This is a genomic window from Tsukamurella spumae (genome assembly GCF_012396015.1).
GTDB classification, from domain to species: Bacteria; Actinomycetota; Actinomycetes; order Mycobacteriales; family Mycobacteriaceae; genus Tsukamurella; species Tsukamurella spumae.
This window is the reverse complement of record NZ_JAAXOQ010000002.1, coordinates 1-18,724: the sequence shown is the minus strand read 5'-3', so window position 1 is coordinate 18,724 and position 18,724 is coordinate 1. Positions and strand designations below refer to the sequence as shown.

At 70.0% G+C, this 18,724-nt stretch carries 19 protein-coding genes; 11 read left to right on the top strand and 8 right to left on the bottom strand.

Features of this window, described 5'->3' with window-relative positions:
* The first annotated feature begins 128 nt into the window (after positions 1-128).
* On the top strand, positions 129-440 hold the full coding sequence (locus HF999_RS01525; protein WP_168544184.1) for an EthD family reductase: 312 nt from the start codon (positions 129-131) through the stop codon (positions 438-440).
* A 58-nt stretch (positions 441-498) separates the two neighbouring features.
* On the opposite strand, the gene lon is transcribed toward HF999_RS01525, so the two are convergent.
* Entirely contained in the window at positions 499-2,829 is a 2,331-nt protein-coding gene (gene lon, locus HF999_RS01520) for an endopeptidase La (protein WP_168544183.1), read from the bottom strand.
* A 110-nt stretch (positions 2,830-2,939) separates the two neighbouring features.
* On the opposite strand from lon, the gene crtI reads away from it, so the two are divergent.
* Together crtI and HF999_RS01510 are read left to right on the top strand one after the other, a co-directional pair.
* Positions 2,940-4,388: a phytoene desaturase family protein gene (gene crtI / locus HF999_RS01515; protein WP_312853978.1), complete on the top strand. Its 1,449-nt coding sequence runs from the start codon at positions 2,940-2,942 to the stop codon at positions 4,386-4,388.
* A 163-nt stretch (positions 4,389-4,551) separates the two neighbouring features.
* Positions 4,552-5,334, top strand: a complete 783-nt coding sequence (locus tag HF999_RS01510) for a nucleotidyltransferase domain-containing protein (RefSeq protein ID WP_168544182.1) — start codon at positions 4,552-4,554, stop codon at positions 5,332-5,334.
* 60 nt (positions 5,335-5,394) lie between these two features.
* Here the strand turns inward: HF999_RS01510 and HF999_RS01505 are convergent, their stop codons facing one another.
* Complete coding sequence (locus HF999_RS01505) at positions 5,395-5,874, bottom strand: SRPBCC family protein (protein ID WP_168544181.1); 480 nt, start codon at positions 5,872-5,874, stop codon at positions 5,395-5,397.
* Between the two features lie 20 nt (positions 5,875-5,894).
* Positions 5,895-6,245, bottom strand: coding sequence for an ArsR/SmtB family transcription factor (locus tag HF999_RS01500; protein ID WP_168544180.1), 351 nt, complete (start codon positions 6,243-6,245; stop codon positions 5,895-5,897).
* A 156-nt stretch (positions 6,246-6,401) separates the two neighbouring features.
* On the opposite strand from HF999_RS01500, the gene HF999_RS01495 reads away from it, so the two are divergent.
* Genes HF999_RS01495 through HF999_RS22145 form a run of 5 tightly spaced genes read left to right on the top strand, consistent with a single transcriptional unit; the run spans position 6,402 to position 10,206 of the window.
* Positions 6,402-7,298, top strand: coding sequence for a metal-dependent hydrolase (locus HF999_RS01495; protein WP_168544179.1), 897 nt, complete (start codon positions 6,402-6,404; stop codon positions 7,296-7,298).
* On the top strand, positions 7,295-8,431 hold the full coding sequence (locus tag HF999_RS01490) for a PDR/VanB family oxidoreductase (protein ID WP_168544178.1): 1,137 nt from the start codon (positions 7,295-7,297) through the stop codon (positions 8,429-8,431). Before HF999_RS01495 ends, HF999_RS01490 begins: the two co-directional genes overlap by 4 nt.
* Before the next feature lie 10 nt (positions 8,432-8,441).
* Entirely contained in the window at positions 8,442-9,338 is an 897-nt protein-coding gene (locus HF999_RS01485) for an alpha/beta fold hydrolase (protein WP_168544177.1), read from the top strand.
* Positions 9,335-9,766, top strand: a complete 432-nt coding sequence (locus HF999_RS22150) for an alpha/beta fold hydrolase (protein WP_210733366.1) — start codon at positions 9,335-9,337, stop codon at positions 9,764-9,766. Before HF999_RS01485 ends, HF999_RS22150 begins: the two co-directional genes overlap by 4 nt.
* On the top strand, positions 9,751-10,206 hold the full coding sequence (locus tag HF999_RS22145) for an alpha/beta fold hydrolase (protein ID WP_210733365.1): 456 nt from the start codon (positions 9,751-9,753) through the stop codon (positions 10,204-10,206). Before HF999_RS22150 ends, HF999_RS22145 begins: the two co-directional genes overlap by 16 nt.
* Before the next feature lie 120 nt (positions 10,207-10,326).
* Here HF999_RS22145 and HF999_RS01475 read toward each other — a convergent pair whose 3' ends face one another.
* From HF999_RS01475 to HF999_RS01465, 3 genes are all read right to left on the bottom strand, one after another.
* Positions 10,327-10,653, bottom strand: a complete 327-nt coding sequence (locus HF999_RS01475) for a PadR family transcriptional regulator (RefSeq protein ID WP_168544176.1) — start codon at positions 10,651-10,653, stop codon at positions 10,327-10,329.
* Positions 10,650-11,402 carry a hypothetical protein gene (locus tag HF999_RS01470; protein WP_168544175.1) on the bottom strand — a complete coding sequence of 251 codons (753 nt, stop codon included), beginning with the start codon at positions 11,400-11,402 and terminating at the stop codon, positions 10,650-10,652. The genes HF999_RS01475 and HF999_RS01470 overlap by 4 nt, the downstream gene beginning before the upstream one ends.
* A 423-nt stretch (positions 11,403-11,825) precedes the next feature.
* Positions 11,826-12,644: a phytoene/squalene synthase family protein gene (locus tag HF999_RS01465; RefSeq protein WP_168544174.1), complete on the bottom strand. Its 819-nt coding sequence runs from the start codon at positions 12,642-12,644 to the stop codon at positions 11,826-11,828.
* 61 nt (positions 12,645-12,705) lie between these two features.
* Between HF999_RS01465 and HF999_RS01460 the strand changes: the two genes are divergently transcribed.
* Positions 12,706-13,593, top strand: coding sequence for an exodeoxyribonuclease III (locus HF999_RS01460; protein WP_168544173.1), 888 nt, complete (start codon positions 12,706-12,708; stop codon positions 13,591-13,593).
* Between the two features lie 63 nt (positions 13,594-13,656).
* Complete coding sequence (locus tag HF999_RS01455) at positions 13,657-14,919, top strand: oxygenase MpaB family protein (protein ID WP_312853977.1); 1,263 nt, start codon at positions 13,657-13,659, stop codon at positions 14,917-14,919.
* On the opposite strand, the gene HF999_RS01450 is transcribed toward HF999_RS01455, so the two are convergent.
* Both HF999_RS01450 and HF999_RS01445 read right to left on the bottom strand, forming a co-directional pair.
* Positions 14,920-15,420 carry an FBP domain-containing protein gene (locus tag HF999_RS01450; protein WP_168544172.1) on the bottom strand — a complete coding sequence of 167 codons (501 nt, stop codon included), beginning with the start codon at positions 15,418-15,420 and terminating at the stop codon, positions 14,920-14,922.
* Between the two features lie 191 nt (positions 15,421-15,611).
* Positions 15,612-16,187, bottom strand: coding sequence for a SanA/YdcF family protein (locus HF999_RS01445; protein ID WP_168544171.1), 576 nt, complete (start codon positions 16,185-16,187; stop codon positions 15,612-15,614).
* 190 nt (positions 16,188-16,377) lie between these two features.
* Between HF999_RS01445 and HF999_RS01440 the strand changes: the two genes are divergently transcribed.
* The coding region (locus HF999_RS01440) for a (Fe-S)-binding protein (protein WP_168544407.1) at positions 16,378-18,724 on the top strand (2,347 nt) is incomplete at its 3' end.

The window sequence follows — 18,724 nt, the reverse complement described above, 5'->3', positions numbered from 1 at the left end:
GACCTCACTCACAGACCGACGCGCCGTCCGGTACCACCGGTCGACGACAGTGGGACGCGGAAGCGACCCGGGCGCGCGGGCGGATCAGTAGCGTCGGGGGAGACCGCGTCCCAGACCCAGGAGATCCGATGTACCGACTGACCGTGCTCTACAACCAGCCGACCGACGCCGCGGCGTTCGACGCGTACTACACGGGCACGCACCTGCCGCTGGCCGCGAAGCTCCCCGGACTGCGGAGCGCGGCGGTATCGAAGGGCGACACGCTCGACGGCAGCACCCCGGAGATCTACCAGGTCGCCGAGCTGTACTTCGACAGCAAGGCCGATCTCCTCGCGGCTCTCGGCTCGGACATCGGCCGCGAAGTGGGCCAGGATGTCGCGAACTTCGCCACCGGCGGCGCCTCGATGGTGTTCACCGAGGTCACCGAGGTCTCGCTGTAGTCCGGACACGACAGCGGGCGGGCCGCCGAAGCGACCCGCCCGCGTACCGTCGACCCCGCTAGGCGGCGGCCTGCGCGCCCTGCGCGACCGGCTCGAGCGCCTGCGCGACGATCTCGGCCACATCGGTCATGGGCTTGACCTCGAGGGCGGCGAGGACCTCGTCCGGGACCTCGTCGAGATCGGTCTCGTTGCGCTGCGGCACGAACACCGTCTTGAGGCCGTTGCGCTGCGCGGCCAGCAGCTTCTGCTTCACGCCGCCGATCGGCAGTACCCGTCCGTTCAGCGTGACCTCGCCGGTCATCCCGACATCGCTGCGCACGCGCCGCCCCGTCAGCACGGACACCAGCGCGGTGACCATCGTGACGCCCGCCGACGGCCCGTCCTTGGGGACGGCGCCGGCCGGGAAGTGGATGTGCACCGTGCCGTTCAGCGCGGCCGGATCGATGCCGAAGTCGACGGCGTGCGCCTGCACGTACGACAGCGCGATCTGCGCCGACTCCTTCATCACGTCGCCGAGCTGGCCCGTGAGCTTGAGCTCCGGCCCGCCCTCGCCCGGCGTGTGCAGCGCCTCGATGAACAGGACATCGCCGCCCATGCCCGTCACGGCCAGACCCGTTGCCACGCCGGGCACCTCGGTCCGCTCGGCCGTCTCCGGGGTGAACCGGGGCCGGCCCAGGTAGCCGACCAGGCCGTCCACGTCCACGACGGTGCGCGCGGCACCATCGGACTGCTCGACGGCCACCTTGCGCAGGGCCTTGGCGAGCAGCCGTTCGAACTGCCGGACACCGGGTTCGCGGGTGTAGTTCGCCGCGATCTCGTGCAGGGCGGCGTCGGTGACGGTCACCTCGTCGGCGGTCAGGGCCGCCTTCTCGAGCTGCCGCGGGACCAGGTAGTCCCGGGCGATCGCGACCTTGTCGTCCTCGGTGTAGCCGTCGAGGGTGACCAGCTCCATCCGGTCGAGCAACGCCGACGGGATGTTCTCGACCACGTTGGCCGTGGCGAGGAAGACCACGTCGGACAGGTCCAGGTCGAGATCGAGGTAGTGATCGCGGAAGGTGTGGTTCTGCGCCGGATCGAGGACCTCGAGCAGCGCCGCCGCGGGATCGCCGCGGTAGTCGGAGCCCACCTTGTCGATCTCATCCAGCAGCACAACGGGATTCATCGATCCCGCCTCGCCGATCGCGCGGACGATCCGGCCGGGCAGCGCACCCACGTAGGTGCGACGGTGCCCGCGGATCTCCGCCTCGTCGCGCACGCCGCCCAGGGCGACGCGCACGAACCTGCGGCCGAGCGCGCGGGCGACGGACTCGCCGAGCGAGGTCTTGCCCACGCCGGGAGGGCCGGCGAGCACCATGACGGCTCCCGACCCGCGGCCGCCGACCACGGACATGCCGCGCTGCGCCCGCCGGCTGCGGACGGCGAGGTACTCGACGATGCGGTCCTTCACGTCGTCGAGGCCGTGGTGGTCGGCGTCGAGGATCTCGCGGGCGCCCTTGAGGTCGGTCACGTCCTCGGTCACCGTGTTCCACGGCAGGTCGAGCACCGTGTCGAGCCAGGTGCGGATCCAGCCCGCCTCGGGGCTCTGGTCGGTGCCGCGCTCGAGCTTGCCGACCTCGCGCAGCGCCGCCTGAAGAACCTTCTCCGGCAGGTCCGCAGCCTCGACGCGGGCGCGGTAGTCGTCCGACCCCTCGGGCTCTCCCTCGCCCAGCTCCTTGCGGATCGCGTTCAGCTGCTGGCGGAGCAGGAACTCCTTCTGCTGCTTCTCCATCCCCTCGCGGACGTCCGCGGCGATCTTGTCGCTGACCTCGGTCTCGGCGAGATGTTCGCCGGTCCAGTCGATGAGCAGCTGCAACCGCTCGTCGACATCGCCGGTCTCCAGCAGCCGCCGCTTCTGCTCGTCGGTCAGCCACGAGGAGTAGCCCGACGTGTCGGCCAGGGCCGCGGGATCGGTGAGCTTGTTGACGGCATCGATGACCTGCCAGGCCTCGCGGCGCTGCAGCATCGCGAGCACGACCTTGCGGTACTCGGCGGCCAGCTCCTTGGTGCGCTCGGTGACGGGCGAATCCTCGATGAGGTCGACCTCCACCCACAGCGCCGCGCCCGGGCCGGTGGTTCCGGAACCGATATGGGCGCGCTGCTCGCCGCGGAGCACCGCGACGAACTCGGACTGCCCCTGCACGCGCCCGATCTGCACGATCGACGCCACGACGCCGTGGGTGGGGTAGCCGTCGCCCTGCCGCGGGGCGATGAGGAGTTTGCCGCGCTCGCTGGCGCGGCCGGCGTCGACGGCGGCCTGCGCGGCATCGTCGAGCGTGATCGGGACGACCATGCCGGGCAGCACCACGAGGTCGGGAACGAAGAGAACGGGCAGAGTCATCTGCTCAGACATGGGACCTCCAAAGTTCAGTCTGCCCCGCTCAACGTCGCGCGCCCGGCGGCTTGTTCCGGGCGTTCGCCGTCGGCGAATCCGCCCGCGGTCGGTGTTCCTAGACTCGACCCGTGCACATCGGAATCATCGGGGCGGGACTGTCCGGACTGTCGGCGGCGCTGCACCTGCTCGGGGCGGGCCACCGGGTCACCGTCGTGGAGCGATCGTCGCAGGTCGGCGGGCGCGCCGGGACGGAGCTGATCGGCGGGCACCTCGTCGACCCGGGCGCGAGCGTGCTGACGATGCCGGAACTGGTCTTCGACGCCCTCGCCGCCGCGGGGCTGGACCGCTCCGCGGCCGAGGACGAACTGGATCTGCTGCCCGTCACCCCCGCGTACGCGGGCCGCTTCCCGGCGCTGGACGGCCTGCCCGCCGGCGTGCTGCACGTGCCCGACGACCTCGCCGCCGAGGAGCACATGCGCTGGCAGGAGGCGATGTTCGACGGTGCCTTCGAGCGGTTCATCGCCGGCGACGCCGCGTGGTCCTCCTACGCGAACCCGCGCGACCTCGCGGCGCTGGGCCGACTGGTGCGGCTCGGCGCCCTGCGCTCGATGCAGCACCAGGTGGACCGCCGTGTCGGAGACCCGCGCGCCCGCCGCATGCTCACCTTCCAGGCCCTGTACGCAGGGGTCGCGCCGTCCTCGGCGCGGGCGATCTACGCCGTGATCTCGCACATGGACGTCGGCCTGGGCGTCTGGTACCCGCGTGCCGGAATGGGACGGGTCGCCACGGTGATGGCCCAGCAGGTCGAACGGGCGGGCGGCACCGTCCTGCTCGGGCACGAGGTGCTCGGCCTCGACGGTCGGCGCGGGCGGGTGACCGGACTGCGGGCCCGCTCGGACGACGGGGTGCGGCAGCTCGCCGCCGACGGGGTCGTGCTCACCGCCGACTCCCCGGTCACCGATCGACTCATCGCACCCCTGGGCGGCCGCGCCCCGCGCCGCGTGCGGCACTCGCCGTCCGCGGTGGTGCTGCACCTCGACGTGGATCCGGACCAGCAGGAGCACTGGCCCACGCAGGCGCACCACACGCTGGACTTCGGCGCCGCGTGGGAGCGGACCTTCGCGGAGATCACCGCCACCCGGGGCCGCGGCCGGCTCATGAGCGACCCGTCGTTCCTCATCACCAGACCGTCGATCACGACGGGCGAGCCCGGACCGGTGAGCGTGCTCGCACCCTGCCCGAACCTCGAATCCGCGCCGCTGGATTGGGATTCCATCGGTGCCGACTACGCCCGCGACGTGCTCCGGACGCTCGCCGGCCGCGGCTACCGCGGCATCGATTCCGGGGAGATCCTCCGAGTGGACACCCCCGCCGACTGGGCGCGGCAGGGCATGTCCGCCGGCACCCCGTTCGCCGCGGCGCACACCCTGCGCCAGACCGGGCCGCTGCGCCGGCCGCAGCGCGTCCCCGGCCTCGCGAACGCGGTGCTCGCCGGGTCGATGACGCACCCCGGCGTGGGAGTTCCGCCGGCGCTCATCTCCGGCCGACTGGCCGCGCAGGCGCTCGGCCCCTCGTGAACGACTACCGCCACGGATCCACTGGCTCCGACTCGTGCGCCATCCTCCGCGTTCGGTGGGTGGTGGAGACGGTCGGGTACACCCGTCCATGCTGCGCTGTCGCGGATCGGCGGCCAAGCGATATTCAGTTGAGCACACCGTCGGACGTATCTATCGTCACGGCATGACCGATCGGAAGAATGTCGAGTACGGGGACCGCGACGTGGCGCTGCAGGGCGAGATCCTGCGCACCGTAGTGGGTTCCGGCGTGCACGGCATCGCGATCGCGGGCACCGACGACCACGACGAGCTCGGTGTGTACATCGAGCCGCCGGAGTCCCTGCTCGGCGTCGAGGAGCACCGTCCGGACTACATCTGGCGGACGCAGCCCGAGGGTGTGCGCAGCGGCCCCGGCGACACCGACCTGGTCATGTATTCGTTGCGGAAGTATCTGCGGCTGGCCGTCAAGGGCAACCCGACGGTGCTCCTGCCGCTGTACGCGCCCGAGGAATCGGTGATCACGGCAACCGATCTCGGGCGGTCGCTCCGGGAGCTGCGCGCGGCGTTCCTCTCCCGGCAGGCGGTCGAGCGATTCCTCGGATACATGCACGCCCAGCACGAGCGGATGCTGGGCCGGGCGAGCGGCGTTCCGAATCGGCCCGAGCTGATCGAGCGGTACGGGTGGGACGTGAAGTACGGCAGCCACGCCCTACGGCTCGCCTACCAGGGGTACGAGATCGCCCGATTCGGGACGCTCACCCTGCCGATGCCGGACGAACAGCGCGAGCACGTACTCGCCGTGAAGAGGGGCGAGGCCCCGCGCGGCGCGGTCTCCGCGGCGATCGGGGTGCTCGAGCGGCAGGTGCGCGAGCTGCTCGACCGCGGCACCCCGCTGCCCGAGCGGGCCGATACCGGCCGGATCACCGCGTGGGCGGTCGCAGCTCAGCGCGCGCACTGGGAGTGGTGAGTTCCGCTCTCCACCCGTGGTGGATTGTGCCCGCCCAGCGGGCACAATCCACCACACCGCTCAGAGGAGAGCGTCGATCTGGTTCATCGCCTCGGTCATCCCCTCCGCCATGCCCATCTCCAGCACCCGCTCGAGCTGCTCGAGCGTGCGGTGCACGGCGACCAGTTCCATCCGCGTCGATCCGCCCGCGGCCGTGAGGACGACGGTGTTCACGGAGTAGTCCTCGGGGTCGACGGGCTCGCCGTCCGCGCCGGCGAAGCCGTCACGGAAGGTGAACGTTGCTGGGGCGTCCGTGGATTCGGTCGACCACCACCCCGCCGCCCTCGTCCCGTCCGGACCGGTCATGAAGTAGCGCGATTCGCCTCCGGGGCGGAGCTCGTGCCGGACGAAGGTGGCCGGCCAGGTGGGCGGACCCCACCACTTCTCCAGCAACCGCGGGTCCTCCCAGAGCTGCCAGACCTTCTCGGGCGGGGCGGCCAACTCCGCCTCCAGAGTGAACGTGAGCGCGTCGCGATCGGCGCCGGTGGTGAGCACGGGCATGGCGGAACTCCTTGGTCGAGTCAGTCGATCGGTTCGGACGGTGACGGGTCGAGCAGCGCATCCATCCGCGCGACTCGTCCCCGCCAGAGGTCCTCGTATCCGCGCAGCAGGCGGGTACCGCGCGCGATGGTCTCGATGTCGGGACGGACCAGGGCCTCGCGGCCCCGTCGTAGCTTCGTGACCAGGCCCGCCCGCTCCAGCACCGCCACATGCTTCTGCACCGCCGCGAAGCTCATGTCGTAGCCGCGGGCGAGCTCCGAGACGGAGCACTCCCGCTCGATCACCCGGACGACGATGTCGCGCCGGGTGCGATCCGCGAGGGCGTGGAAGAGGCGGTCCACCTCGTCCGGTGCCCATTCATCTACAACCATCACGTTGTACGTTACGGCCGTCACAGTGACCGCGCAAGCAGTTCTGCACCGGTGCAGGAAAGTGATAGATTTCGTGCCGAGCGCTCTCACCGCAGGATGGCGCCACTTGACACCAGGGTGTTGAATGTCAAGACACCCGCGGAAGGAGTCACACCGATGAGTGCGCGCGCCAAGGCTGCACAGCACGAGCCCGCAGAGGTCGAGATCCACGCTCGCAACGTGAGCTTCGACTGGGAGAACGTCCCGCTCGAATGGATCCCGGGCGAGCCCGTGGCCAGCGACATCATCAGCAGCATCCTGCACTCGGTCCTCCCCGAGGGCGAGCGCTGGTTCTGCGAGGTCTACACCGAGGCGCTGCCCTTCGTGAAGGACGAGAACCTCGCCCGCACGATGCGCGGCTTCATCGGCCAGGAGGCCATGCACGCCGAGTCGCACGACCGCGCGCTCTCCGAGTACCTGGAGCGGTGCGGCATCGACACGCAGCCCGTGGCCCGGCAGTTCGAGTACATCTTCCGCAAGATCCTCGCGCCACGGACGTACCACTCCGATCGCGCCCAGTACAACGACATGGTGCAGCGGCTGTGGCTGATCGCGGCCGTCGAGCACTACACCGCGATCCTCGGCGTCTTCGCGCTCAACAACGCCTGGGACGAGTTCAACGTCGACCCGACGATGGCCGACATCTGCCGCTGGCACGGCGCCGAGGAGGTCGAACACCGGTCCGTCGCCCACGATGTGGCGAACTACTTCGACCCCGGCTACTTCCACCGCTGCCGCGCGATGATCGTGGGCATCGTCTTCCTCGTCCTCGCGCTGCATCGCACCTCCGGCTACATGCTGCGCAAGGACCCGAACTTCAGCTACTCCTACCCGCGCCTGTGGTGGGAGTACCTCAAGGGCTCGCACAAGAACATCCTGCCGAAGCTGCGGGACGTCGTGAAGTTCACGCTCATCTACTTCAAGCCGAGCTTCGACCCGGCCTCGATCGGCTCGACGGCACAGGCCGTGGCCTACCTCGCCACCTCGCCGGCCGCCCGGGCGGCGAACGGATGACCAGCGAGAAGAAGGCACCGTCGGTCTTCCGCCCCTGGGGCGAGCCCGTCACCGAGGTCCCCCCACACCTGTACGGCCGCTGGAAGCACGACCCGCTGCTGCGCTTCGCCAACGCCTTCTTCGGCGTGACCATCCCGGCGTTCGCACACCTGATGCGTCCACGGAATCTGGCCGAGCCCAGCACGTCCCGCGACCTGCGCGTGGTCTCCCGCGAGATCGTCGCGCACGACAAGGACGTCGTCGCACTGACCTTCGTCTCCGCCGACGACTCCCCACTCCCCCGCTGGACGCCCGGTGCTCACCTGGACCTGCTGCTCCCGTCGGGCCGCATGCGCGAGTACTCCCTGTGCGGCGACCCCGCGGACTCGGACACCTACCGCATCGCCGTACGCCGGATCCCCGGCGGCGGAGGCGGTTCCGTCGAGGTGCACGAGACCCTGCACGTCGGTTCGACGGTGACCGTGAAGGGGCCGCGCAACGGCATGCCGATGGCCGTGCCCGGCCACGGATCGGCGGCCGAGCACCTGCGGTTCGTCGCCGGCGGCATCGGCATCACGCCGATCCTGCCGATGATGATCGCCGCGGAACGCCTCGGCCTGAGCTGGTCGATGCTCTACACCGGACGCTCGACCGACACCATCCCGTTCATCGCCGAGGTGGCCACCTTCGGGGACAAGGTCGAGGTCCGCACCGACGACGAGCACGGCATCCCCACCGCTGACATCCTCATCGGCGACACCCCCGGCCCCACCGCGCTGTACGCGTGCGGCCCGATCCCGATGCTGGAATCACTGCGCGTCGGCCTGATCGGCCGCACCGACGTCGAGCTGCACTACGAGCGCTTCTCAGCACCGCCCGTGGTCGACGGAAAGCCATTCACCGCAACACTGTCGGCTTCCGACATCACGCTGGAGGTGGCCGCGGACGAGACTCTGCTGTCCGCGATCCTGGCGGCCAAGCCCGACGCCCCGTACTCCTGCAAGCAGGGCTTCTGCGGCACCTGCCGGATGACGGTGACCGAGGGCACCGTCGACCACCGTGACAAGACCCTGACGCCCTTCGAGCGGGAGCAGGGCCAGATGCTGACCTGTGTCTCGCGCGCGGCGGGCTCGCATCTGACCATCGATCTGTAAGGCGTACACCATGACTGACCAGCACCGCTTCGACGTGACCACGTCCGACGGCCTCACCCTGGCGGGCTTCCGCTACGGCACCCACGACGCGGCGCGCCCGACGGTGCTCGCCATCCACGGCTACCCGGACAACCACCACGTATGGGACGGCGTGGCCGCGGCGCTCGACGGCCGCGCGAACGTGTACAGCTACGACGTGCGCGGCGCGGGCGAATCGGAGGCACCGGCGGGCAAGTCCGGATACCGGTTCGACCGCCTCATCTCCGACATCTCGCGAGTCATCGACGCGGTGCGCGAGGTGAGCGGTGATCGGTCGAAGGTGCACCTGATCGGCCACGACTGGGGCTCCATCCAGGGCTGGCACGCAGTCGTCGATCCGGCGGTGGCGGACAAGACCGCGTCGTACACATCGGTTTCCGGGCCGAACCTCAACCACGCGGGCGAGTACCTGCAGGGGGTCAGGGGGCTCAAGGACGTGCCGGCGCGGCTGCGCCAGGCCGCCGGCTCGACGTACATCCCGTTCTTCCTCGCGCCCGGGCTCGCCGATTCGCTGTACAAGCGTGGCTGGGGCCAGAAGCTGATCGAGACGCTGGAGAAGCGTGGCACCGGCGGCAAGGTCGCGCAGGGGTACGTCCGCAGTGAGCGTGACTTCACCAACGGCCTGAACCTGTACCGCGCCAACATGCCCGGCCCGTTCCTCAAGCCCGCAGAGGCGACGACCTCCGTTCCGGTGCAGGTGATCACCCCCGAGGGCGATCTGTTCGTGACGCCGCCGCTGCAGCTGGCCGGCCTGGACAAGTCGCCGCGCTCGCGGCACGTGTCCGTACCCGGCGGACACTGGGTGGTGGCGCAGAACCCCGGACCGCTGGCCGACGCGACCTTCGAGTGGATCGAGTCGAACCGATGATCTCTCGGATCCCCGTGCGCGGCCGGTGGGTGCGAGTACGCACGTCCGGCGATGCGTCGCTGCCCACTCTGGTTCTGCTGCACGGCATCACACGCAGCCTGGAGGACTGGGACCCGACCTTCGAGGCGCTGAACGGGCAGTACCGGCTCATCGCGCCGGACCTGTCCGGGTACGGCTGGTCCGCGCCGCATCCCGACGGTGCCGGGCTCGCGGCACTGGCCCGCGGTGTGGGCGAGCTGCTGGACACGCTCGAGGTGAGCGGCCCCGTGCACGTGGCGGGCAACTCGCTGGGCGGCGCGGTCACGATGACGCTGCTGGCCCAGCGCCCCGAACTCGTCGCATCGATGACGCTCGTGACCCGGCGGGCTTCGGTTCCGAGGTCACGCCGCTGCTGCGCCTGCTCGGGGTTCCCGTGCTGGGCAAGCTGATCGCGACCACGCCGAGCCGGCCGGGTGCGATCCTGCAGGAGCGGCTGATCTTCGCCGACAAGTCGCACGCCACCCGCGCCCGGGTCAACCACGCGATGGCCATCGCCCGCGAGACCGACGCCGGCCTCACCGCGTGGAAGACCGCGGATCTCCTCGGCTCGGTGCGCCGCGGCATCCTTCCGGGCTGGCGCGACGAGCTGCACGCGACGATCGCGACGACCCCGCGCCCCACGATGGTGCTGTGGGGTTCGCGCGATGCGGTGCTGCCGCCCGCGCACCTGGAGAACGCCCGGAAGCTGATCCCGCACGCGGAGACGCACCTGATTCCGGGCGTCGGCCACATGCCGCAGCTCGAGTGCGCGAGCGAGTTCGCCGCGCTGATCACCTCGTTCCTGCAGCGGAACCCTGTGGTCGAGCTGCCGCAGGCCGCGTCGCAGTAGATCATCGGCCCCGCTGCGGGGTGGTAGTCGTTCACGGAGGGTATGCGTCCAACGCATCCCCTCCGTTCTCGTAGTGCCCCAACAGCGTTGATGCAGCCGCCTTCGGAACCTGGTCTGCACTCAGCGCGCTGACGTGGCCCCGAGCGCGGCTGCGGCGGCTGTGAACTCGCGCCACTCCTCGCGTAGGCGGGCCAGCTCGGCGCGGCCGCTGTCCGTGAGCTGGTAGACCTTGCGCGCGGGACCGGATTCGCTCTGCTCCCACTCCGCGACGATGGCCCCGTCGTTCTCCAACTTCACCAGCGCGGGATAGAGCTGCGCGCCCTTGATCGGCTGCAGCCCCACCCCCACCAGCGCGGCGGAGACGCCGTACCCGTGCCGCGGCGCGGTCTCCAGCACGCCGAGGATCAGGAGCGGCAAGGTCGCCCGCTGCCACGCGGCGCTGCTCATGCGGTCGCCCTGCGCAACCGGGCCTTCCGCGCCCGCTTCAGCTGTACGGCTGCGAGGTACAGAAAGGCAGCACCGAGGACCGCGCTCGTGAATCGCGTGAAGCCGTCGGCATCGATCGCGAGGAGGCCCCACAGACCCGCCAGCACGAGGTAGAACGCCGGCACGCGCCACCAGTAGCGACCCGATGCACCGGACGCATCACCCGCGAGTCGTTGCGCGATCGCGCCGGGCGCCCCGAAGTCGTCGAACGCGGTGGTCATCAGCTCCGCCCGCAGGTTGCGTTCGTAGTCCGCCGCGATCTTCCAATGAACCCCCTTGGCACGCAGGGTTCCCCGGAAACGCTCGAACCATTCGTCGTCGGTCCACGCAGTCTGCGGCGTCCGCGGCGGCACGAGCCGCCAGGCCACGAATGCAAACGCGCTCGGAAGTAGGAACGTGACCGCGACCGCCCACCGGGGCGCGCCCGTGATCAGTACGGCGTCCGATCCCACCACTCCAGCGACGACTGCGCCGGCGGCCACTGCGCCCAGGGCACCGACGGCCAGCCTCGTCGCCGTACGCACCCGCCCGGCGGTGTAGAAGGACACCGCCGCCGAACCCGCGATCAGGCACGTCACGACGCCCGCCCCGAGTGCGAGCGGACCGACACCCACGTCGACGGGGCCTCCCCCGTCGAACAGGAACATCCCGCCTAACCCGATTCCCATCACGAGCAGGACCGCCGCACACAGGGCGAAGACGTCGCGCATGCCCAGACTCTCAGCAGCGTCCGCGTCCGCCTCCGCGGTACCGAGTTCAAGAGCGTCGGACCGGGCGAGAACGACTGGATCGCCGAACAGTTCTTCAGCGGGGACCCCCGCGGCCTCGATCGAGTCGACGAGCTCGTTCTGCCGAGCGACGACGAGGTCACGATCGACGCCGTCCTGCCACGCGAGCGTGACGAGGTAGCGTGCGCCCCACTTCTCGTCCCGCTCAGCGAAGTCCTTCGCCTTCGTCTCGACTCCTACCTAGATCGAATTTGTATCTAGATATAGCAGTCGTGACGACCGGGCACAACGCCTTTGGCCGCGAGGTTATGCAAGCAACGCATAGCCTCCAGCCGTGAAACATGCCTTGACCAGGCATGACGGGGGTATGCAGCAGGCGCATACCCTGCGTGAGCGACTACACCGTCATCGCGGGGCGAGGACCGAGCGGGCGAGGACCGAGGCCTTCGCCGGCGCGGGGACGCGGATCCGGCCGGACCGGGCACCGTCGAGCCCGGCGGACCGCAGGCGGCGCACGAGCTCCTCGTAGAGGTCGGCGGCGGCGCGGACGCCGCGCTGCACGTCCCGGGGAAGCTGCGCGATGCCGGCGCGGCCGGCGGCGAGGTCGGCGGCGGCGTCGTCGAGGGCACCGTCGAACGCCTGCTGCGTGAGCTCGGGCAGGTAGGCGCGGCCGAGCCGGAGCTCGTCGTCGGTGAGGTCGCGCAGGAAGTTGACCTTCTGGAACGCGGCGCCGAGGCGCAGGGCATCGGGGGCCAAGCGCTCGTAGTCCGACGGTGCCACCCCGACCAGGTAGGCGCGCAGGCACATCAGCCCGACGACCTCGGCGGAGCCGTGGATGTACGCGGCGAGCGACTCGGGCGTATGCGGGGCGGGGGTCAGGTCCGCGCGCATGGATGCGAAGAAGGGCCTGGTCAGCTCGGTGCCGAAGCCGGTCGTGCGGGCGGTCGCGGCGAAGGCGTGCACCACGAGGTCCGCGCTGAACCCGTCCGCCATCGCGGCCTCGACGGACACCTCGAGCGCGTCGAGGTGGGCCCGCGGATCGGTGGGGCAGGCACCGTCGACGATCTCGTCCGCCACCCGGACCAACCCGTAGATGGACGTGATGTGCCTCCGCACGCGACGCGGCATCATCCGCGCGGCGAGCGAGAACGATGTCGAGTACTCGCGGATCACCACGGCCGAGGCCGCGACCGCGGCGTGGAGGTACCGCTCGCTCGAGTCCATGCCGTCCAGTCTCGACGACCGCCTCCGCGGACCTGTCAGGACACCCCGATACGGTGGGGGCATGCGCGTCGCCACCTGGAATGTGAACTCGGTCAAGCAGCGGCACGGACGGCTGCTGGAGTGGCTCGACTCGCGCCGGCCCGATGTGGTCTGCCTGCAGGAACTCAAGATGACCGACGACGCCTTCGCCACGCTGATCGGCCCCGATCTCGAGGAACGCGGCTACGAGTTCGCCACCGCGGGGCAACCGCAGTGGAACGGCTCGGCGCTGCTGTCGAAGGTGGGCCTGCAGGACGTCGTCGTCGGGATCCCGGGCGCGCCCGAGTACGAGGGCATCGTCGAGGGACGCGCGATCTCGGGCGTCTGCGGCGCCGGAGACGGCGACCCGGGCATCCGCGTGCACTCGCTCTACACGCCGAACGGTCGCGAGATCGACTCCGATCACTACACCTACAAGCTCGAGTGGCTCGCCGCGCTCGTCGCGCAGGTGAAGGCCGACGCCGTCCCCCAGCTCGTCTGCGGCGACATGAACATCGCGCCCACCGACGAGGACGTCTTCGACCCGGCGGCCTTCGCCGGCCACACGCACGTCACGGCCCCCGAGCGCGACGCGATCGCCGCGCTCGAGGCCCTCGGCCTGCGCGATGTCGTCCGCGAGCGCTGGCCGCACGAGCAGGTGTTCTCCTACTGGGACTACCGCGCCGGCATGTTCAACAAGAACCTCGGCATGCGGATCGATCTGATCCTAGCCAGTGGCACCGTCGCCGACCGGACCGCGGCCGCGTGGATCGACCGGCAGGCCCGCAAGGGTAAGGGTCCGTCGGACCACGCTCCCGTCATGCTAGACCTCGACGCCGCCCCCGACGGTGACATCGGCCCGATGGTGCCGCCACCGTCGGCCGGGCGGGTCTCGCCCAAGGGCGCGAAGCTGCCGCACGCCAAGGAGTGATGCCCATGTTGCAATAGCAACATGGAGCTCGCTACCCTTCGCCGGGATCACAGGCGAGAGGACGTGAGCGTGGACAGGACCGCGGTACAGGACGGCATCAGCAGGCGCGACGCGCTACGCGTGGCGGGCGTGGGAGTAGCCGGAGCCGGCGTCGCCGCACTGGCGGGCACCCTCGGCACCGGACTCGCCTCCGCCGAGCCCGGCGTCCGCAGCAGCACCACCCCGGACTCCCGCACGACTTGGGATCCCGAGTGCGACGCACTCATGAAGTCCGTGCTCGAGCGCGGTGATGTCGACCGCACGAATCGCGCTCTCGCGCAGTGGACGACGAACTCGCAGCCCGTTCCCGCCGGCATGCCGTCGGACGTCCGGGACTTCATCGAGGAGGCGCGCAAGCTCCCCGAGTGGCTCGACCCCCGCCTGATGAAGGGCGCCGACACGTTCTACACCACCCGCAGCTTCTACCTCTCGACGATCATCGGGCTCTGCGGCGGAATCATGATGTCGGTGATCCCGCGCGAGTCGCGGGCCGTCTACTGGTCGGCCGGCGGAGCGGACATGAAGGACCGCATCGCGAAGACCTACCGCCTGGTGTACGACCAGATCAATGTCGGCGCGTACGGCCCCAACGGACGGGCCGCCACCACCGCGGTGAAGGTCCGCCTCACGCACGGCGCCGTGCGACACCTGCTGCCGCAGTCACCGCACTGGCGCAAGGTCGCCGACCAGCCCAAGCCCATCTCGCAGGCCGACATGATGGTCACCTGGCACACCCTCGCCACCATGGGCATGCGGATCATGCGGAACTGGGGTGTCCACCTGCCGCAGGACGAGGTCGACGGGCTGCTGCACTCCTGGCAGGTCAACGGGCACATGCTGGGCATCCGCGACGAGTACATCCCGTCGAGCTGGGACCAGGCCGAGCGCCAGGCACAGCGGGATCTCGACACGATCATGGGCCCGACCCCCGAGGGGGTCAAGATCGCGAACATGCTGATGGACCTCGGTCGCGACCTCGACGGGCGGATCGTCTCGCGGCCGGCGATCGAGGCGTTCACCCGTTACTCCCTCGGCGACAAGCTGACCGACTGGATGCAGCTGCCGCCGCAGCCGCTGTACCAGGGCCTGCTCACCGCGACCTGGCCGACCTACGTGGCCATCCGCGAGGGAGGGCTCACGCAGGCCGCCCTCCCTCCCGAGCTGTACCGCCAGATGGACCAGCTCGCGAACACCTTCGAGCTCGTGTACCTGGGCGGCTTCCGGCCGATCAACATCGCCATCCCCACCGGCAACAACCCGAACTACGGTAAGCCGCAGTACAAGTGACTACTCCTCGGTGCTGAGCACCTCGGCGACGAAACCCTGCACGCGCAGCCGTAGCTCGGCGAGGTTCTGCTCGCGGATCAGCTCGACATCGGTGCCCTTGTGGAACGCGGGCGGCAGCTTGCGCGCGTTCGCGGCGCAGCTGAAGTCCTCGCACACGAGCATGCCGATGGTGTCGCCCTTGCGGCCGGCGGCGCCGCCCCGTCGGACCGTGTACAGGACCGCCTGGCTCGTGATGTTCACGTCACGGCACCAGGAACACATGGCCTTCGCCCTGGGTTTGGCCTCGGCCTGGGTGAGCAGGATGGTGACCAGCCCGTCGGGCCCGTCGGTCGGGACGGTGACGTAGGCGCGGCGCGGGATCTTCCTGTCGCGCCACCCGAGGTACTCGAGCCGGCCGAAGTCGAGGTCGTCGAAATCGGCGGGGAAGGTCGCGCGCTTGATCTCGCTCTTGGTGGCGCCGCGGAAGGCGTCGATGATCTGCTGCTGGGATACGGGATCCATGGAATAGAACCGTTCTGTGGTCCCCGGGCGAGGCGCTCCGGGGGTGAGGTGTGTGGGCAGAGCTGCGCAGCCGATCCGGTGGATCGGCTGCGGGGCGGGATCATCTGCCGTGGCGCAGGGCGCCGGACACTCCTCCTCGGTTCATGCACTCCACCCTACGCGCGCTGTCACCCGAATTTCGCCGCCCGAGGTCAGCGCCCGCGAGCGATGTCCAGCGCAGCCTTCGGGCGCGACAGGAGGTACTCGCGGGCCAGGTTGCGGACCCAGGCGCGACGGCAGCAGGCGCACTCGGCGCGGACGGCGACGGCATCGAGGCCGAGGTGCCGGGCGAGGGCGGCGGCCCGTCGGGCGTGGAAGAACTGGGAGACGAGGAGCACACGGTCCACCCCGAACTCGTCCCGGGCGCGCCGGCAGGTGAGATAGGTGTCGAGGCCGGCACCGTCGGTGAGCAGTGCCGATGCCGGCACGCCCCGGTCGCGCAGCCACGCCGTCATGACGGCGATCTCGTCGCCGGACGTGCCGCCCGCGTTGCCGGAGACCAGGACTCTCTCGACCTTCCCCAGCCGGTAGAGCTGCAACGTCGCCTCGAGCCTGCCCTCGACGAACGAGCCCGGACGACCACCGCGCACGGACGCGCCGAACGCGATCGCGACGGGTGCCGACGGTGCCTCCTCCGGGCGGTGGAGGGGTCCGATTCCCGTGATGCCCGTCACGATGGATCGCAGCCGCCCGGCCGGGCGGGCGTTCGACGATGCGACAGAACTCATGACCACACCTTACCGACCAGGTAGTTAGGTCATCCTTCGCGCGAAGGCCCCAGGTCCGCGATCTACGGTAATGCCAGACGCAGTGGTTTCGCGCCCATATTACCGACAAGTAACATGGGCGCTACCCAGCCCGCGAGGCAGAAAGGTGCACGACGTGGACCAGACCCATTTGGCCGCCGCCGAGTCCGACATCACCCCGCTCAACATCACGCTCGGAACGATCGGGCTGATCGCCTTCGTGATCGCCTGGGCGATCTTCTTCCGGGGCGCATTCCGGATGGTGCGGATCATCGCGCAGGGACAGTCCGCGAAGGACCGCTGGCTCCCCTTCATCCCCCGCGCGGCGGAGGTCGTGGTCGAGTTCCTCGCCCACACCAAGATGATCAAGAACCGCACGGTGGGCATCGCCCACTGGTTCGTCATGATCGGCTTCCTCGCCGGCATGGTGTTCTGGTTCGAAGCTCTGCCGCAGACCTTCGACCCGTCGTTCCACTGGCCGGTCGTCGGCTCATGGCCGGTCTACCACCTGCTGGACGAGATCCTCGGCATCGCGACCTTCCTCGGCATCCTCGTGCTCATCGTGGTCCGCCAGGTCAAGCACCCGCGCAACCCCGCGCTGTTCTCCCGCTTCGCCGGCAGCAAGTTCCTGCCCGCGTACACGATCGAGGCCATCGTCCTGTCCGAGGGCGTCGGCATGATCCTGGTCAAGGCCGGCAAGATCGCCACGTACGGCGAGTCGGACCCCGTCACCGACTTCTTCACCCGCCACGTCGCGACGCTGCTCCCCTCGAGCCCCGCGCTCATCACCGTCTTCGCCTTCGTCAAGCTGATGTCGGGCGTCCTGTTCCTCATCCTGGTGGGCAGCAACCTCACGTGGGGCGTCGCGTGGCACCGCTTCTCGGCCTTCTTCAACATCTACTTCAAGCGCGAGCTGGGCAGCCGCCGCGCACTGGGTGCCGCCAAGCCGATGATCTCCAACGGCAAGGTCCTGACCATGGAGAACACCGATCCCGACGTCGACAACCTCGGCGCCGGCAAGATCGAGGACTTCTCCTGGAAGGGCTGGCTGGACTTCACCACCTGCACCGAGTGCGGTCGCTGCCAGAGCCAGTGCCCCGCATGGAACACCGGCAAGCCGCTGAGCCCGAAGCTGCTCATCATGGGCCTGCGCGACCACGGCTACGCCAAGGCCCCGTACCTCCTGGCCGGCGGCCGCACGGATCCGGCCGGCGAGCAGATCGGCCTGGTCGGCAAGGACGGCACCGTCGACGAGGCGGCGCTCGAGAAGATCCCCGCCGAGGCCCGCGCTGAGGCCGAGCGCGCGCTCGTGGGCCCCGCGGGTGAGGACGGCGCCCTGGGCGGCGTCCTCGACCCCGAGGTCCTGTGGTCCTGCACCACCTGTGGCGCCTGCGTCGAGCAGTGCCCCGTCGACATCGAGCATGTCGACCACATCGTCGACATGCGCCGCTACCAGGTGCTCATCGAGTCGGAGTTCCCGCACGAGCTGGCCGGCCTGTTCAAGAACCTCGAGAACAAGGGCAACCCCTGGGGCCAGAGCCCCAGCCAGCGCACGGCCTGGATCGACGAGATGGACATCGAGATCCCGGTCTACGGCCAGGACGTCGAGTCCTTCGACGGCTTCGAGTACCTCTTCTGGGTGGGCTGCGCCGGTGCCTTCGAGGACCGCGCTAAGAAGACCACCAAGGCCGTCGCCGAGCTCCTCGACGTGGCCGCCGTGAACTTCCTGGTCCTGGGGCAGGGCGAGACCTGTACCGGCGACTCCGCGCGCCGCGCGGGCAACGAGTTCCTGTTCCAGATGCTGGCGCAGCAGAACATCGAGCAGCTCGACGAGGTCTTCGAGGGCGTGCCCGCGAAGCAGCGCAAGATCGTCGTGACCTGCGCCCACTGCTTCAACGCGCTCGGCAACGAGTACCCGCAGGTCGGCGGCGACTACGAGGTCGTCCACCACACGCAGCTGCTCAACAAGCTGGTCCGCGACAAGCGCCTCGTCCCCGTCGCGCCCCCGAGCGAGGACGTGACCTACCACGATCCCTGCTACCTGGGCCGGCACAACCAGGTCTACGAGGCCCCGCGCGAGCTCATCGGCGCCTCCGGCGCCACCCTCAAGGAGATGCCGCGGCACCTCGAACGGTCCATGTGCTGCGGCGCCGGTGGTGCGCGCATGTGGATGGAGGAGCAGCTCGGCAAGCGCATCAACATCGACCGCGTCGACGAGGCCCTGAACACGCTGTCCTCGACGCCCGCCGAAACCCCGAAGAAGATCGCCACCGGCTGCCCGTTCTGCCGCGTGATGCTCTCCGACGGTGTGACCGCGCAGACCGCCGACGACGAGGCCGCCGCGCCCGAGGTCGTCGACGTCGCACAGATGCTCCTCGAGTCGGTCCGGCGCGGCCTCCCCGAGGGGATCGTCGTCGGCAACCCGAACCGCAAGGTGTCCGACGGTGCCGCCGCCCTCGCCGAGGCCCCTGCCGCGGCCCCGGCTGCGCCCGCCGCGCCTGCCGCGGCCCCCGCCGCCG

What these genes read in the sequence shown, in the direction of transcription:
- HF999_RS01475 (WP_168544176.1), bottom strand. Translation starts at nt 10,653, where the DNA reads ATGAGCAGCGCCGCGTGGCAGCGGGCGACCTTGCCGCTCCTGATCCTC.
- HF999_RS01500 (WP_168544180.1), bottom strand. Translation starts at nt 6,245, where the DNA reads ATGGTTGTAGATGAATGGGCACCGGACGAGGTGGACCGCCTCTTCCAC.
- HF999_RS22150 (WP_210733366.1), top strand. Translation starts at nt 9,335, where the DNA reads ATGATCTCTCGGATCCCCGTGCGCGGCCGGTGGGTGCGAGTACGCACG.
- HF999_RS01525 (WP_168544184.1), top strand. Translation starts at nt 129, where the DNA reads ATGTACCGACTGACCGTGCTCTACAACCAGCCGACCGACGCCGCGGCG.
- HF999_RS01495 (WP_168544179.1), top strand. Translation starts at nt 6,402, where the DNA reads ATGAGTGCGCGCGCCAAGGCTGCACAGCACGAGCCCGCAGAGGTCGAG.
- HF999_RS01460 (WP_168544173.1), top strand. Translation starts at nt 12,706, where the DNA reads ATGCGCGTCGCCACCTGGAATGTGAACTCGGTCAAGCAGCGGCACGGA.
- HF999_RS01510 (WP_168544182.1), top strand. Translation starts at nt 4,552, where the DNA reads ATGACCGATCGGAAGAATGTCGAGTACGGGGACCGCGACGTGGCGCTG.
- HF999_RS01505 (WP_168544181.1), bottom strand. Translation starts at nt 5,874, where the DNA reads ATGCCCGTGCTCACCACCGGCGCCGATCGCGACGCGCTCACGTTCACT.
- lon (WP_168544183.1), bottom strand. Translation starts at nt 2,829, where the DNA reads ATGTCTGAGCAGATGACTCTGCCCGTTCTCTTCGTTCCCGACCTCGTG.
- HF999_RS01450 (WP_168544172.1), bottom strand. Translation starts at nt 15,420, where the DNA reads ATGGATCCCGTATCCCAGCAGCAGATCATCGACGCCTTCCGCGGCGCC.
- HF999_RS01445 (WP_168544171.1), bottom strand. Translation starts at nt 16,187, where the DNA reads ATGAGTTCTGTCGCATCGTCGAACGCCCGCCCGGCCGGGCGGCTGCGA.
- HF999_RS01465 (WP_168544174.1), bottom strand. Translation starts at nt 12,644, where the DNA reads ATGGACTCGAGCGAGCGGTACCTCCACGCCGCGGTCGCGGCCTCGGCC.
- HF999_RS01485 (WP_168544177.1), top strand. Translation starts at nt 8,442, where the DNA reads ATGACTGACCAGCACCGCTTCGACGTGACCACGTCCGACGGCCTCACC.
- HF999_RS01490 (WP_168544178.1), top strand. Translation starts at nt 7,295, where the DNA reads ATGACCAGCGAGAAGAAGGCACCGTCGGTCTTCCGCCCCTGGGGCGAG.
- HF999_RS01470 (WP_168544175.1), bottom strand. Translation starts at nt 11,402, where the DNA reads ATGCGCGACGTCTTCGCCCTGTGTGCGGCGGTCCTGCTCGTGATGGGA.